Genomic DNA, 14,152 nt, shown 5'->3' on the forward strand with positions numbered 1-14,152 from the left:
GGTTTCCCCCGGCGCCGGGCGCCGGTGGGGAGAGTCGCGGGCCTGCACATGCCTACCATCCGCCCGAGGCGCTTATTCCCGGCGCGCGGCTCGCGATTTACCATCGGCGGATGAATCCGACATCCGGCCCGGACGACCCTCCGCCGCCCCCGGAGTCCCCGCGGGCCGCGGCGGACCCCGTCCGGCGGGAGCGCGCGCTGCTCTGTGACGCCCTCCTGGCCGCCGGGCCCGAGGCGCCCACGGAGTGCGCGGGCTGGACCGCCGCCGACCTGGCCGCCCACCTCGTGGTCAGGGAGGGCCGGCCGGACACCCTGCCGGGAATAGCGCTGCGGCCGCTGGCCTTCCACACGGAGCGGGTGCGCCGGCGCGCCGTCCGGAAGGTCCCGTTCGAGCGGCTCGTCGACCGGATTCGGCAGGGACCGCCGAAGTGGTCGCCGTACGCGGTTCCGGGCGTGGACAAAATCGCCAACGGTGTGGAGTTCTTTGTTCACCATGAGGATGTACGGCGCGCGCAACCGGACTCGGGGCCCAGGTCGCTGAGCCCGGCGCTGGAGGAACTTCTGTGGCGGCGCATAAGAATTGCCCGCTTTGCCCTCAGAAAAGTGCCCGTTGACGTGACCTTGATCCGGCCCGATGGAAGAAGCGTGCGGATCTCGGCGGGACGCCCCAGAGGGACTGTCCGTAATCCCCGTTCCGGACCCCGTTCGGCCCCCGGGCGCGGCGCCGTGCGGGTGCACGGACCCGTGGGGGAACTGATGCTGTGGGCGCTCGGCCGCACCGATGTCGCACAGGTCCGCCTCACCGGTTCCCAAGAGTCTGTCAAGACTCTCACCGAGTCGGGTTGGGGCCTTTAACGGCTCGGTAACGACGAGGTTCGCCGAGAGGTGAATCGCGCGGCTTGTAGCTCCTCCGCTTTACGGGGAACCGGTGATACGGTGGGGCCGTCGGTTGCAGTCGTGGTTCTCGATCGTTTGTCCAGACGCCCGCGGACTGATGGCAGCGGGCGTTTTGGCTTTTCCGGGACCGTACCGGGAGGGCGAGAGCGTTCCGCAGCGACCGCGCTGGGCCCGCGAGGTGTGTGGCCCATGTTTTGCCGCAAGGAGAAAGACATGCCCCAGCAGGGCACCGTGAAGTGGTTCAACGCCGAGAAGGGCTTCGGTTTCATCGCCGTCGACGGTGGTGGCCCGGACGTGTTCGTGCACTACTCGGCGATCCAGACCTCCGGGTACCGCACGCTGGACGAGAACCAGCGCGTCCAGTTCGAAGTGACGCAGGGTAACCGGGGTCCGCAGGCCGACCAGGTCGTCCCCCTGTAACAACAGTTACACCCTAGCCGTGCGCAGGGCCCGCATCCCGCTCCAGGGATGCGGGCCTTGTCGTGTGCGGGTGCGGGCCACGGGGCGGGAGCGGGCACAATGGATCCCATGTCCGTACCCGCGTCCAATCTGGACCCCAAGATCGCCGACCGTCTCAAGCGCGACGAGAACGGCCTCTTCCCGGCCATCGCGCAGCAGTACGACACCGGCGAGGTGCTCATGCTGGCCTGGATGAACGACGAGGCCCTGCACCGCACCCTGACCACGGGCCGCTGCACGTACTGGTCGCGCAGCCGCCAGGAGTACTGGGTGAAGGGCGAGAGCTCGGGCCACCAGCAGTGGGTCAAGTCGGTCGCCCTCGACTGCGACGGCGACGCGGTGCTGGTGAAGGTCGACCAGGTGGGCGCCGCCTGCCACACCGGCGACCGCACCTGCTGGGACGCCGACCGGCTCGACGCCGTGGTGGGGGAGCGTCCCAAGGAGTCTGACGCGCGGTGACGCCGAGCCGTGAGCGCGGCCTGGCCGCGCTGCTGTGCGCCGCCGGTGCCGGGCTCACGCTGCTGGCCGCCGGCCGGCCCTGGGCCTCGGTCCGCGCGCGCGACGCCATCACGCCGTTCGCGCAGGAGCTGGCCGGGCGCGACCTGAGCACCGTCCCGGGCGCCCTGGGCTGGGCCGCACTGGCCGGGCTCGCGGCGCTGTTCGCGACGCGCGGCCGGGTGCGCGCGGGCGTGGGCGCGCTGCTGGCGCTGTTCGGCGCCGGCATCGGGTATGCCGCCGTGACGTCCGTCCAGCGGGCGGACGTGGCCGCCGCCGCGGGGGAGAAGAGCGCCATGCTGCGGCTGGCCGGGAGCCTCTCGGTCGATGTCGCGCCCTGGTGGATCGCCTCCCTGGCGGGAGGCGTCCTGCTGGTGGCCGCGGGCCTCTACACGCTGGTGCGGGGTTCGCGCTGGCCGGGGATGTCCGCCCGGTACGAGCGCACGCGCGCCCCCGAGGGGGCGGGCAAGGCCGCTTCCCCGGGTTCCAACTCCGCGGGCTCCAACTCCACGGGTTCCAAGGAGAAGCGCCCCGCCGCGCCCAAGGACGACGACCCGGCCGGACTCTGGAAGTCCCTTGACCGGGGCGAGGACCCCACGGCGGCCGAAGAACGCCGCGCATGACCGCCGACGGCGGCGGGCTCGTCCTGGTGGTCGAGCACGAGGAGGCCGTGGCCGAGCTCCAGCGCCGCTACCTCGCCCGCGCCGGCTACGACGTGCGGATCGAGGCCGACCCGGCCCGGGCCGCCGCCGAGGCGGCGCGGCTGCGGCCGGATGTGGTCGTCCTGGACCTGTCGGCCGCCGCGCTGCCCGCCGATCTGTACCGGCGGGTGGCCGAGGCCGCGGGCGCCGCCCCCGTCGTGGCCGTCACGGCCGAGCCCGGCGCGCGCGGACTGGGCGAGCACCGGGTGGCGCGCCCGTTCAGCCCGCGCGTCCTGGTGGCGACGGTGGCCGAGGCGCTGCGCCGCGGCGCGCCCGGGGCGCCGCCGGGGGAGCTGCGGGCCGGTCCCGTCGTCCTGGATCCGCGCGCCCGCACCGTGCTCGTGGGCGAGCGCGGCGTCGCCCTCACCGCCACCGAGTTCGACCTGCTGGAGTTCCTGATGGGGAACGCGGGCCGCGTGTTCACGCGCGAGCAGCTCCTGGACGCCGCCTGGGGGCCGGGGGCGGGCGCCGGCAGCCGCACCGTCGACGTCCACATCGCGCAGCTGCGCGCCAAGCTCGGCGAGGGCAGCCCCATCCGCACCGTCCGGGGCGTCGGGTACGTCCTGGACGCCTGACGCGCGTCCCGCACGTCTTACGCTGGAGGCGTGACAGAGGCTCCCGTGCGACGTCCCCCGGCCCCCTCGCGGCGCGCGCTGGCCGCGCCGCTCGGCGTGCTGGCCGCGGTGTCGGCGGCGGCGGCCGTGGTCGCGCTCCTGGACCCGCACGAGCCGGGGCACTACCCCACGTGCCCGTCGCTGGCGCTGACGGGCTTCTACTGCCCCGGCTGCGGCGGCCTGCGGATGGCCCACTCGCTGCTGCACGGCGACGTCCCGGCGGCGTTCGGCATGAACCCGCTGGTCATGCTGCTGCTGCCGGTCGCGGCGTACCTGTGGGCCCGGTGGACGGTGAGCGCCGCGCGGGGCGTCCCGATGCGGTCCGTCCTCATCCGGCCACCGGTGCTGTACGCGCTCCTCGGGGTGCTTGTTTTGTACGGGATTGTGCGAAATATGCCATTTGCCCAGGTGCTCGCGCCGTAGCGTCCCGGGGCTCAGGGGCGGGTGCGGAGAGTGTCCGGGGGTGCGGCTACGATCGGTCCACGGAACGACCGGAGCGAGGGGGCCTACAGCGTGAGCGGGCAGACCGGCAGCGTGCTCGACGAGATCATCGAAGGCGTCAGGGCCGATCTCGCCGACCGGCAGCGTGAGGTTTCGCTCGACGACCTCAAGCGCAAGGCGGAGGCCGCCCCGGCCCCGCGCGACGCCCTGGGCGCCCTCCGCGGCGCCGGCGTCTCCGTCATCGCCGAGGTGAAGCGCAGCAGCCCGTCCAAGGGCGCGCTGGCCGCGATCGCCGACCCGGCGGCGCTGGCCCGCGACTACGAGGCCGGCGGCGCCAAGGTGATCAGCGTCCTGACCGAGCGCCGCCGCTTCGGCGGCAGCCTCCAGGACCTCGCCGACGTGCGGGCCAACGTCGACATCGCGGTGCTGCGCAAGGACTTCATCGTCACCTCGTACCAGCTGTGGGAGGCGCGCGCGCACGGCGCCGACGTGGCGCTGCTGATCGTCGCCGCCTTGGAGCAGGACGCGCTGGTCTCGCTGGTCGAGCGGGCCGAGTCGATCGGCCTGCTGCCGCTGGTCGAGGCGCACACCGAGGAGGAGGTGGCGCGCGCCGTCGACGCGGGCGCCAAGGTCATCGGGATCAACGCCCGCGACCTGAAGACCCTCAAGGTCGACCGCGACGTGTTCGCCCGGCTCGCGCCGCTCGTCCCCAAGAACATCGTCCGGATCGCCGAGTCCGGCGTGCGCGGCCCGCACGACCTGCTCGCCTACGCCTCGCGCGGCGCCGACGCCGTGCTGGTCGGCGAGAGCCTGGTCACCGGCCGCGACCCGCGCGCCGCCGTCGCCGACCTGGTCGCCGCCGGCGCCCACCCGGCGCTGCGGCAGAGCGGCTGACCGGCGCCTGGCCGGGCGGCGGGACCGAGTAGGGTACGGGCATGCGGAACGAGTCATTGGAGGGGGCGGCCCCCTCCCGGGGACCGGCGGTGTCACTGCGCGAACGATGGCGGGTCCATCCGGCATCTCACTGAGATGTGAACGCTGAACCGGATCGGCCCCCATACCTGCGACAGGACATTCTCTGATGACCACCGACACCGGTCCCGGCACCCCCGGGGCCCCGGCCGCCGTGCCCGACGCGACCGGCCACTTCGGCCTCTTCGGCGGGCGGTTCGCCCCCGAGGCCCTGATGGCCGCGCTGGACGAGCTGGAGCGCGCGTTCGGCGAGGCCCGCGAGGACCCCGCGTTCGTCGCCGAGCTGGACGGGCTCCTGAAGGACTACGCCGGGCGGCCCAGCCTGCTCACCGAGGCGAAGCGGTTCGCCGAGCACGCCGGCGGCGCGCGGATCCTCCTCAAGCGCGAGGACCTCAACCACACCGGCTCGCACAAGATCAACAACGTGCTGGGCCAGGCGCTGCTCACCCGCCGGATGGGCAAGAAGCGCATGATCGCCGAGACCGGGGCCGGCCAGCACGGCGTGGCCACGGCCACCGCCGCCGCGCTGCTCGGCCTGGAGTGCACCGTCTTCATGGGCGAGGTCGACACCGAGCGGCAGGCCCTCAACGTCGCCCGGATGCGGATGCTCGGCGCCGAGGTCGTCCCGGTCAGGAACGGCAGCCGCACCCTCAAGGACGCCTGCAACGAGGCGTTCCGCGACTGGGTCGCCACCGTCGAGGACACCCACTACTGCGTCGGCTCCACGATGGGCCCGCACCCGTTCCCGATGATCGTCCGGGAGCTGCAGCGGATCATCGGCGTGGAGGCCCGCGCCCAGGTGCTGGAGCTGGCCGGCCGGCTGCCGGACGCGGTCGTCGCCTGCGTCGGCGGCGGCTCCAACTCCATCGGCGCCTTCCACGCGTTCGTCGGCGACGCGTCCGTGCGGCTGTGCGGCTTCGAGGCCGCCGGCGACGGCGTCGAGACCGGCCGGCACGCCGCCACGATCTCCGCCGGCCAGGTCGGCGTGATCCACGGCATGCGCACCTACCTGCTGCAGGACGAGGACGGCCAGACGATCGAGTCCCACTCGATCTCGGCCGGCCTGGACTACCCCGGCGTCGGCCCCGAGCACTCCTGGCTGCACGACACCGGCCGGGCCGAGTACCGGCCGATCACCGACGCCGAGGCGATGGAGGCGTTCTCGCTGCTCTGCCGCACCGAGGGCATCATCCCGGCGATCGAGTCGGCGCACGCCCTGGCCGGGGCGATCAAGGTCGGGCGAGAGCTCGGCCCGGAGGGGCTCGTCGTCGTCTGCCTGTCGGGCCGCGGCGACAAGGACATGCACACGGCCGCCGAGTACTTCGGGCTGATGCCCGAGGGCACCGAAGGCACCAAGAGCGCCGAGGGAACCGGGGGAGAGGCCAAGTGACCGCCCAGCTCGCCTACGACAAGGCCCGGGCGGAGGGGCGCGCCGCGCTCGTCGGCTACCTGCCCGCCGGCTTCCCCACCTACGAGGGCGCGATCGAGGCCGCCAAGGTCATGGTCGACGCCGGCTGCGACGTCATCGAGCTCGGCCTGCCCTACAGCGACCCGATGATGGACGGCCCCGTCATCCAGGACGCCGTCCACCAGGCCCTGCTCGGCGGGATCCGGGTCGCCGACGTGCTCCGCACGGTCGAGGCGGTCGCCGCCACCGGCGTCCCCACGCTCGTCATGACGTACTGGAACCCCGTCGACCGGTACGGCGTGGACGCGTTCGCCCGCGACCTGAAGTCGGCCGGCGGCGCGGGCCTGATCACCCCGGACCTGTCGCCCGAGGAGGCCGGCCCCTGGCTGGAGGCCTCCGACGCGCACGGTCTCGACCGGGTCTTCCTCGTCGCGCTCAGCTCCACCGACGAGCGGATCGACATGATCACCCGGAACTGCCGCGGGTTCGTGTACGCCGCCTCGCTCATGGGCGTGACCGGCGCCCGCACCGCGGTCGACACCGGCGCGCCCCGCCTGGTCGAACGCACCCGGACGATCATGGAGCGGAACGGGAACACCGTCCCGGTCGGCCTCGGCCTCGGCGTCAGCGACGGCGTCCAGGCCGCCGAGGTCGCCGCCTTCGCCGACGGCGTCATCGTCGGCTCGGCGTTCGTCCGCCGCCTGCTGGACGCCCCCGACCTGCCCGCCGGGCTGAAGGACCTGCGCGCCCTGACGGCCGAGCTGGCCGAGGGCGCCCGGAACCCGGCCGGCCGCTGAACCGTTCTCCCCGGCGGGACCCCACCCGGCCGCACGAACGCGCCGGGGCGCCGTGTTCCGAACGCGGAACTTATACGGCGTCCCTTAGGGTGAGTCCCGCCGGGAGCGGCGTGCCCGCACCGGCACCCTGGACGGCTTCCCGGTGATGTGCGCGCACGGAAGGAATCAGCGATGGTGCAGCACGCCGAGGCGCGGGACGAGCACACGGCCGCGCCCCCGGCCCGCCCGCGATGGTTCCTCGTCGCGATGTGGGCGCTCACGCTCGCCGGCCTCGGCGTCTCCGCCTACCTGACGGTGACGCACTTCAACGAGGGCGCGATGGTGTGCTCCACCACCGGGACGGTGGACTGCCACTCGGTCACCACCAGCGAGTACTCCGAGCTGCTGGGCATCCCGCTGCCGCTGCTGGGGCTGGCGTTCTTCGCCGGCTTCGCCGCGCTGATCACGCCGCCCGCGCTGCGCGCGGAGCACCCCGCCCTGCGCTGGGGCCGGCTGGCGAGCGTCTGCCTGGGCCTGCTGTTCGTGGTCTACCTGCTGACCGCCGAGTTCATCCTCGGCAAGATCTGCCTGTGGTGCACCGGCGTGCACGTCATCACTATCCTGCTGTTCGTCCTTGTCCTGTTCGATGAGTTCCGGCGGATCGGCGATGCCGACTAGCAGGGTCGGCCCCTCCGCACGGTGTCCCCATAGGAGATCCACATGAGCAAGGCCGCACGAGAGCGGAGCGCGCGGGAGCGGCTCGCCGCCGAGCGCAAGCGCCAGGCGGCGCGCGCGAAGCAGCGGCGGCTGCTGGGCATCGTGATCGGCGCGGTGGTCGCGGTGGCGCTGGTCGTGGTGGTCACCGTGATCGTCCTGGACCAGCGGGGCAAGCGCGACCAGAAGGCCGTCGCCTACACCGGCCCGCAGGCCCCCGTCTCCCGCGAGGCCGACGGCTCGATCGTCATGGCCAAGCAGGGCGTCACCGCCCCCGTCCTGGAGGTCTTCGAGGACTTCCAGTGCCCGGCCTGCAAGAGCATGGAGGAGGCCACCGGCAAGACGATCAAGGAGCTGGCGGCCGAGGGCAAGGTCAAGGTCGTCTACCGGCCGTTCCACCTGTTCGGCGAGCAGCGCGACCCGATCAAGAGCAACTCGTTCCGGTCGGCGGCCGCCGCCCTGTGCGTCCCGGCCGACAAGTGGCTCTCGTACCACGACGCCCTGTTCAAGTTCCAGCCGCGCGAGGGCTCGGAGGGCTTCGCCAACGAGGACCTGGTCGCCTGGGGCAAGGACGTCGGCGTGACCGACCCCAACTTCGAGAAGTGCGTGACCGAGCAGCAGAAGAAGGCGCAGGTCGACTCGATGACCAAGTACGCGCTGGAGGAGCGCAAGGTCACCGGCACCCCGAGCGTCTTCCTGGACGGCCGCAAGCTGGAGAACGAGGTCGGCGACCCCGACGCGCTGCGCAAGGCCGTCACGGACGCCGCCAAGAAGTAGGCGGGTCGCCGAGCGGGCGGGCACCGGCCCGCGGGCGCCGCGGATCCCGGCACGGGGATCCGCGGCGCTCCTCTTGACGGACTCTTCACCGCCGCGTGCCTCCCCGACCCCACCGGTTTCGTTAGCCTCGATGCCGCGGGTTCCGATCTGGGGGACATCCGGGGGGACGATGACCACGTCGCGATGGGACCGCCGGGGCCCCGGCGAGGCGGGCCGCCGGCTGCTGGCCGTGCTCGGCGCCGTGGCCGTCTTCAGCGTCACCGTCGGCGCGTTCACCCTGCTGCGCCGCCCGGCCGAGACCGGGACCGCCGCCACGACCGGCTCGTACGACGCCCCCGTCTCGACCGTGTGGCGGGCCGCCGACGGGTCCGTCGCGGTCGCCGGCGGCGGCGTCCGCTGGCCCCTCCTGGAGATCTACACCGACTACCGGTGCGCGACCTGCGCGGAGATGGAGGACGTCACCGGCGCCACGATCAAGCGGCTGGCGTCCCAGGGGCGGGTCCGCGCCGTGTACCGCCCGGTCGCGTTCGAGACCGCCGAACCGGCCGCGTCCGCCACCCGCCGCGCCGCCAACGCCTCCCTCTGCGCCCCGGCCGGCCACTGGCTCGCCTACCACGGCGCCCTGTTCACCCGCGGCCCGATGGAGGGCGCCGGCGGCTTCACCGCCGCCGACCTCGTCGCCCTCGCCCGCGACACCGGCATCGCCGACCCGGCGTTCGGCGGCTGCGTCACCGGCGGCCTGCAGAGCGCCCGGCTCGACCGGCTGACCCAGGAGGCGCGCGACGCGCGCGGCGTCCACGAAGTACCGGCCGCGTTCTTGAACGGCACGCGCCTCGACCTCCAGGACCACCTCCTGTCTCCGGCCCGGCTGGAGCGCGCCGTCCACACCGCCGTCCGCCCCTGACGGACGATCTCGCCCGGGCGGGACCACGCGCTCCGCCAAAGGCGGTAACGTCATCGCTCATGCAGCCGGTGGCCTTCATCCCGAGTCCCTCCCAGGGCGTCTGGCACCTGGGACCCGTACCGCTCCGCGCCTACGCCCTGATGATCATTCTTGGCATCATCGTGGCGGTCTGGCTGGGCGAGCGGCGCTGGGCGGCCAGGGGCGGCACCCCCGGGACGATCATCGACGTCGCCGTGTGGGCCGTGCCGTTCGGCCTGGTCGGCGGCCGGCTCTACCACGTGGTCACCGACTACCAGCGGTACTTCGGCGAGGGCCGCGACCCGGTGGACGCGCTGAAGATCTGGGAGGGCGGCCTCGGCATCTGGGGCGCCGTCCTGCTCGGCGGCGTCGGCGCCATGATCGCCTGCCGCCGGCGCGGGATCTCGGTCGCCGCGCTCGGCGACGCCGCCGCCCCCGGCATCGTGCTCGCGCAGGGCATCGGCCGCTGGGGCAACTACTGGAACCAGGAGCTGTACGGGCGGCCGCTCGACACGTTCTGGGGACTGGAGATCGACCAGGCGCACCGCCCCCGGCTGTCCGACGGCAGCCCGGACCCGCAGTACGCCGACATCGCCACCTACCACCCGACCTTCCTGTACGAGTTCCTGTGGTGCGTCGTGCTGGCCGGCGTGGTGATCTGGGCCGACCGGCGCTGGAAGCTCACCCACGGCCGCACGTTCGCCCTCTACCTCGCGGGCTACACCCTCGGCCGGTTCTGGATCGAGTGGCTGCGCATCGACGACGCCCACCACGTGCTGGGCCTGCGCCTCAACAACTGGACGTCCCTGGTCGTCTTCCTCGGCGCCGTCGCCTACATCTACTGGGCCCGCACGAAGGCCGGCCGCCCGGAGGCCGTGGGCGCCGCCCCGGCCGAGCCCGAGGGACCGGCCTCCGAGACGCCCGCCGCGGCCGGGCAGGAGCCGACGGAGGAGGAGTCGGTCACGCTGACGAAGCCCGCCGAGTCCGCCGACGACGACCCGAAGGAGCCCGCGGCCGAGGCCACCGCCGAGGAGAAGGCGGAAGAGCCGGACGAGAAGCCCGCCGACGAGGAGCCTGAGAAGCCCGCGGCCGGCGAGAAGCCGACGGAGCCCGAGGAGTCCGAGGAGCCCGCAGACGGCGGGGAGTCGGCGGCCGGCGAGGAGCCGGCGGAATCCGCGGAGTCCGCGGACGAGCCCGCCGCCGAGCCGACCGCCGAGCCGAGCGTCGAGTCCGCCGCCGAGTCGACCGTCGAGCCCGCCGATGAGGCGGCCGGGGACGGCGGGGACAATGAGGACGACGGCGAGCCCGCCAAGGGCGAGCCGGTCAAGGATCCCAAGTAGCGGATCCCAAGTAGCGGATCCCGAGTAGCGGACAGCCCGGCGAGGGGGCGCGTTGACGGCCGAGCACCACCACCAGCACCGCGACGTCACCGGGGGCTGGCTGCGGCCGGCGGTGTTCGGCGCGATGGACGGGCTGGTGTCCAACTTCGCGCTGATCGCCGGGGTGGCCGGCGGCCAGGCGTCCCGCGAGGTCGTGCTGCTCACCGGGGTGGCGGGCCTGGCGGCGGGCGCGTTCTCGATGGCCGCCGGGGAGTACATCTCCGTCGCCTCCCAGTCCGAGCTGGCCGAGGCCGAGATCGAGGTGGAGCGGCTCGAGCTGGCCCGCCATCCGAAGGCCGAGCAGGAGGAGCTGGCCCAGGTCTTCGAGGGCCGCGGCGTGGACCCCGAGCTGGCCGCCGAGGTGGCGCGGCAGCTGTCGCGCGACCCGGACGAGGCGCTGGAGATCCACGCCCGCGAGGAGCTCGGCGTCGCGCCGGGCGAGCTGCCCTCGCCGGTGCTCGCGGCGGTCTCCTCGTTCCTGTCGTTCGCCGTGGGTGCCCTCCTGCCGGTGCTGCCGTACCTGTTCGGGACGGGTTCGCTGTGGCCCGCGGCGGTGCTCGCGGGGCTCGGGCTGTTCGGCGCGGGCGCCCTGGTGGCGCGCGTGACGACCCGTTCCTGGTGGTTCGGGGGGCTGCGCCAGCTCGCCTTCGGCGCCGCCGCGGCGGCCATCACGTTCGGCGTCGGAGCGCTCATCGGCGCGAACGGTCCGTGACCGCTGATCGATCTGGGCGAAACGACCTTTTGGGCCCGCGAGGGGTGCCTGTACCGCTAAGCTCCCGGACTGTGATCGAGGCTCGTGACACAGACGCATCCCCCAAGGACGGCGGTACGGACATCCGGCCCGGTGGCGGAAGGGCCGATCGCCGCGCCAAGCCCGCGCGGTCGCGCCTGCCGCTGATCATCGTGGCGGCCGTGCTCGCGGTCGCGGTCGCCGGCGGCGTCGTCGCGTTCTTCGTGCTCGGCGGCGAGGAGAAGCCGGCCGGAGCGCCCGGGAACGGTGCCCAGATCTCGCCGGTCGCGTACACGCCGCAGACCTCCGACAAGGACATGGCCAAGCTCGCCCAGCGCAGCGCCGACCAGCGTCCGGTCACGCAGGGGGAGGCGTTCCCCGCGGACGTCAAGACCGTCGCGTACCAGAAGTACTCCTTCACCCTCGCCGCCTCGCAGCTGTCGAACGACTGCAAGGCCGTCACCTGGGGCGCGCGCCTCCAGGCGGACCTGGCGAAGCACCAGTGCTCGCAGATCGCCCGCGGCGCGTACGTCAGCCAGGACAAGCGGCACGTCGGCCAGTTCATCGCGGTGAACCTGGCGTCCCAGGAGGGCGCCGAGCAGATCGTCCGCACCCTGGACCCGGCCACCGGCGGCGGGTTCGTGCTGCCGCTGACCGCGCCCGGCACCCCGGACTTCGCGAAGGGCTTCAGCGCCGCGTACGCGCAGGCGTACGGCCACTACGCGATCGTCACCTGGGTCCAGCGGGCCGGCGGCGCCCAGCCCGCCTCGCTCAACGAGATGATCGACGCGAGCCTGGCCGTCGAGAAGCCCGCCGACTTCGTCTGGGGCCGGCTGGAGCTCGTCGACGGGACGCGGCGTTGATCCCGGCCGGACGCTAGCCCGGCACCACCGTGGACCGGAACGAACCCCGCCGCCCGGCCGCCCGGGACCAGCCCCGGATCCCGCGCCCGCGCCGCCCCGCTCCCGAAACGCCTCGCCCCCGCCCGGAGGCCGCGCCGCGTCCCGTACGCGGCGGCCGCCCCGCCGATCCCCGCCAGAGCGCGCCGCAGCGCCCGCCGGGCGGCGCGCCGTCGCAGGGCCCCGCGCGCCGCGATCCCGCTCCCGACCCGCGCCGCCCGCGCCCCGCCGAGGGCGCGGCCCGGCCGGAGGGCGACCGCCGCCGGCGCGGCCGTCCGGCCGAGCCGCGCGAGAGCGGCCCGCAGCGGCTGCCGCGCGGATCGACTCCGCCCGAGTCCGGCCGCGTCCCGCGCCCGCGCCGCGACGGCGCCGAGGAGGGGCGCCGCCGTCCCGGGGCGCCCGACCGCCCAGCGGCCGACGCTCGCGAGAGTGGTCCGCAGCGGTTGCCGCGTGGGTCGGCTCCGCCTGAGTCTGGTCGCGTTCCGCGGCCGCGCCGTGACGGCGGTCCGGAGGGAGGCCGCCGTCCCGCGGTCCCCGACCGCCCGGCGGCCGACGGCCGCGAGAGTGGTCCGCAGCGGTTGCCGCGTGGGTCGGCTCCGCCTGAGTCCGGTCGCGTCCCGCGGCCGCGCCGTGAGGGCGCCTCGGAGGGAGGCCGCCGCCCGGCGGCCTCCGACCGGCCTGCGGCCGATGCTCGCGAGAGTGGTCCGCAGCGGCTGCCGCGCGGGTCGGCTCCGTCCGAGTCCGGTCGCGTTCCGCGGCCGCGCCGTGACGGTGCCCCGGAGGGGGGCCGCCATCCCGTGGCGCCCGACCGCCCGGCGGCCGACGCTCGCGAGAGCGCCCAGCCGCGGCCGCCGTCGTCGAAGTCGGCGGGACGCCCCCTGGCCGGCGGTCCGCGCCGGCGAGGCGATCGTCCGGCGGAGGCGCGGAGGAGCGGCCCGCAGCGCCTGCCGGGAGCGGAGGGCGCGAACCGTTCCGGATCCGGCGGCCCGCGGCGGCGGGGCGAGCGATCGGGCGGGCCCCGGGGTGATCGGTTCGGTGTGTCGCGGGACGGTCTGGCAAGCTCGGACGGGATGTCTTCTTCCAAGCGGAGCCGTTCCGGCCGGGCGCGCGGCGGTGAGCCGCGCCAGAAGGACGGCCGGAAGGGTGGAACGTACCAGCGCTCGCGGGTCTACTTCCTCGCGGCCGGCGGGCTCGGGCTGGTGATCGTCCTGGCGCTGGCCGTCGTGCTCGTCTCCGGCGGGGACGGGAAGGCCCCCGCCGCGAAGGGCCCCGCGGGGTCGGTCGGGCAGGTGGCGCAGAGCGGGGTGTCGCCCGCCTCCTACTCGAGCTCGCCGTCGACCGGGGCTTACGCGAAGATCGAGCAGCGGTCGGCGGACGCGGCGCCGCTGACGGAGGGGGAGGCGTTCCCCGATGCCAAACTGGCGGTGCCGGGCGCGGAACTCTCGCTGAAGGGCAAGCGGCTGGACGGGGACTGCGGCGCGGCCGTCTGGGGCACCGGAGTGGCCGAGGTGCTGCGGCAGGGGGCCTGCACGCAGGCGGCGCGGGCCGTGTACGCGGGTGAGGAACACTCGCTGACCGTCGCCGTGTTCAACCTGGCGGGCAAGGAGAGCGCGGACCGGCTGGTCGGGACGCTCGGGTCGGGCGGCGGGTTCGTGCGGCCGCTGGACGGGTTCGGGCAGGGCTTCTCGATGGCGCGCGGCCTGGCGATGGGCCACTACGCGGTCGTGTCGTGGGTCCAGCGCGCGGACGGCAAGGGCGACGCCCAGGACGACGAGCTGCTGACGCTGCTGATCGAGGGCGGGAAGGCCCCGGGGCCGCTGGGACGGGCCGCGCGCGCCTCCTGACCGCCTCCTGACCGGCCTAAACATCGATCGGTCGTGATGATGATCACCGAGGTCACGGCGAAGTGGTGAAAATCGGTCCCGCTATCCTGGTCTAAACCAGTCGGGGATCCCGGCATAAGTGATCG

The 14,152-nt window shown here is 74.3% G+C and carries 16 protein-coding genes; all 16 read left to right on the forward strand.

Going from position 1 to position 14,152, the window contains the following annotated elements:
• Positions 1–110: 110 nt before the first annotated feature.
• A complete protein-coding gene (locus AB0881_RS22830) occupies positions 111–854 on the forward strand; it encodes a TIGR03085 family metal-binding protein (protein WP_366619607.1) in 744 nt (247 codons plus the stop codon).
• Positions 855–1,109: 255 nt separating this feature from the next.
• Positions 1,110–1,316, forward strand: coding sequence for a cold-shock protein (locus AB0881_RS22835; RefSeq protein ID WP_026405868.1), 207 nt, complete (start codon positions 1,110–1,112; stop codon positions 1,314–1,316).
• A gap of 108 nt (positions 1,317–1,424) precedes the next feature.
• Positions 1,425–1,814: a phosphoribosyl-AMP cyclohydrolase gene (gene hisI, locus AB0881_RS22840; protein ID WP_366619610.1), complete on the forward strand. Its 390-nt coding sequence runs from the start codon at positions 1,425–1,427 to the stop codon at positions 1,812–1,814.
• Positions 1,811–2,473 (forward strand): Trp biosynthesis-associated membrane protein, encoded by a 663-nt coding sequence (locus AB0881_RS22845; protein WP_366619612.1) that lies wholly within the window; start codon positions 1,811–1,813, stop codon positions 2,471–2,473. The genes hisI and AB0881_RS22845 overlap by 4 nt, the downstream gene beginning before the upstream one ends.
• Positions 2,470–3,126: a response regulator transcription factor gene (locus AB0881_RS22850; protein WP_366619614.1), complete on the forward strand. Its 657-nt coding sequence runs from the start codon at positions 2,470–2,472 to the stop codon at positions 3,124–3,126. Before AB0881_RS22845 ends, AB0881_RS22850 begins: the two co-directional genes overlap by 4 nt.
• A 30-nt stretch (positions 3,127–3,156) precedes the next feature.
• Entirely contained in the window at positions 3,157–3,588 is a 432-nt protein-coding gene (locus AB0881_RS22855; protein WP_366619616.1) for a DUF2752 domain-containing protein, read from the forward strand.
• Positions 3,589–3,678: 90 nt separating this feature from the next.
• Positions 3,679–4,500, forward strand: a complete 822-nt coding sequence (gene trpC / locus AB0881_RS22860; RefSeq protein ID WP_366619618.1) for an indole-3-glycerol phosphate synthase TrpC — start codon at positions 3,679–3,681, stop codon at positions 4,498–4,500.
• Between the two features lie 187 nt (positions 4,501–4,687).
• Complete coding sequence (trpB, locus tag AB0881_RS22865) at positions 4,688–5,968, forward strand: tryptophan synthase subunit beta (protein WP_366619620.1); 1,281 nt, start codon at positions 4,688–4,690, stop codon at positions 5,966–5,968.
• Positions 5,965–6,783: a tryptophan synthase subunit alpha gene (gene trpA, locus AB0881_RS22870; RefSeq protein WP_366619622.1), complete on the forward strand. Its 819-nt coding sequence runs from the start codon at positions 5,965–5,967 to the stop codon at positions 6,781–6,783. The genes trpB and trpA overlap by 4 nt, the downstream gene beginning before the upstream one ends.
• Positions 6,784–6,954: 171 nt before the next feature.
• Positions 6,955–7,440: a vitamin K epoxide reductase family protein gene (locus AB0881_RS22875; protein ID WP_366619624.1), complete on the forward strand. Its 486-nt coding sequence runs from the start codon at positions 6,955–6,957 to the stop codon at positions 7,438–7,440.
• A gap of 42 nt (positions 7,441–7,482) precedes the next feature.
• Positions 7,483–8,253, forward strand: coding sequence for a thioredoxin domain-containing protein (locus tag AB0881_RS22880; protein ID WP_366619626.1), 771 nt, complete (start codon positions 7,483–7,485; stop codon positions 8,251–8,253).
• 169 nt (positions 8,254–8,422) lie between these two features.
• Entirely contained in the window at positions 8,423–9,157 is a 735-nt protein-coding gene (locus AB0881_RS22885; RefSeq protein WP_366619628.1) for a thioredoxin domain-containing protein, read from the forward strand.
• Positions 9,158–9,216: 59 nt separating this feature from the next.
• Positions 9,217–10,515 (forward strand): prolipoprotein diacylglyceryl transferase, encoded by a 1,299-nt coding sequence (lgt, locus tag AB0881_RS22890; protein ID WP_366619629.1) that lies wholly within the window; start codon positions 9,217–9,219, stop codon positions 10,513–10,515.
• A gap of 52 nt (positions 10,516–10,567) precedes the next feature.
• Positions 10,568–11,266, forward strand: a complete 699-nt coding sequence (locus AB0881_RS22895; protein ID WP_366619631.1) for a VIT1/CCC1 transporter family protein — start codon at positions 10,568–10,570, stop codon at positions 11,264–11,266.
• Positions 11,267–11,337: 71 nt separating this feature from the next.
• The gene (locus AB0881_RS22900) at positions 11,338–12,147 is read left to right on the forward strand and encodes a hypothetical protein (protein WP_366619632.1); all 810 of its coding nucleotides are present in this window, start codon (positions 11,338–11,340) and stop codon (positions 12,145–12,147) included.
• 1,106 nt (positions 12,148–13,253) lie between these two features.
• Positions 13,254–14,027, forward strand: coding sequence for a hypothetical protein (locus AB0881_RS22905; protein ID WP_366619634.1), 774 nt, complete (start codon positions 13,254–13,256; stop codon positions 14,025–14,027).
• The last annotated feature ends 125 nt before the right edge of the window (positions 14,028–14,152 follow it).

This window comes from Spirillospora sp. NPDC029432 (assembly GCF_040703975.1).
GTDB lineage: Bacteria > Actinomycetota > Actinomycetes > Streptosporangiales > Streptosporangiaceae > Spirillospora.

Bases quoted from the DNA above. Each gene is read 5' to 3' on its own strand.
- lgt (WP_366619629.1), top strand. From the start codon at position 9,217: ATGCAGCCGGTGGCCTTCATCCCGAGTCCCTCCCAGGGCGTCTGGCAC.
- AB0881_RS22880 (WP_366619626.1), top strand. From the start codon at position 7,483: ATGAGCAAGGCCGCACGAGAGCGGAGCGCGCGGGAGCGGCTCGCCGCC.
- hisI (WP_366619610.1), top strand. From the start codon at position 1,425: ATGTCCGTACCCGCGTCCAATCTGGACCCCAAGATCGCCGACCGTCTC.
- trpB (WP_366619620.1), top strand. From the start codon at position 4,688: ATGACCACCGACACCGGTCCCGGCACCCCCGGGGCCCCGGCCGCCGTG.
- AB0881_RS22875 (WP_366619624.1), top strand. From the start codon at position 6,955: ATGGTGCAGCACGCCGAGGCGCGGGACGAGCACACGGCCGCGCCCCCG.
- AB0881_RS22885 (WP_366619628.1), top strand. From the start codon at position 8,423: ATGACCACGTCGCGATGGGACCGCCGGGGCCCCGGCGAGGCGGGCCGC.
- AB0881_RS22835 (WP_026405868.1), top strand. From the start codon at position 1,110: ATGCCCCAGCAGGGCACCGTGAAGTGGTTCAACGCCGAGAAGGGCTTC.
- AB0881_RS22830 (WP_366619607.1), top strand. From the start codon at position 111: ATGAATCCGACATCCGGCCCGGACGACCCTCCGCCGCCCCCGGAGTCC.
- AB0881_RS22850 (WP_366619614.1), top strand. From the start codon at position 2,470: ATGACCGCCGACGGCGGCGGGCTCGTCCTGGTGGTCGAGCACGAGGAG.
- AB0881_RS22905 (WP_366619634.1), top strand. From the start codon at position 13,254: ATGTCTTCTTCCAAGCGGAGCCGTTCCGGCCGGGCGCGCGGCGGTGAG.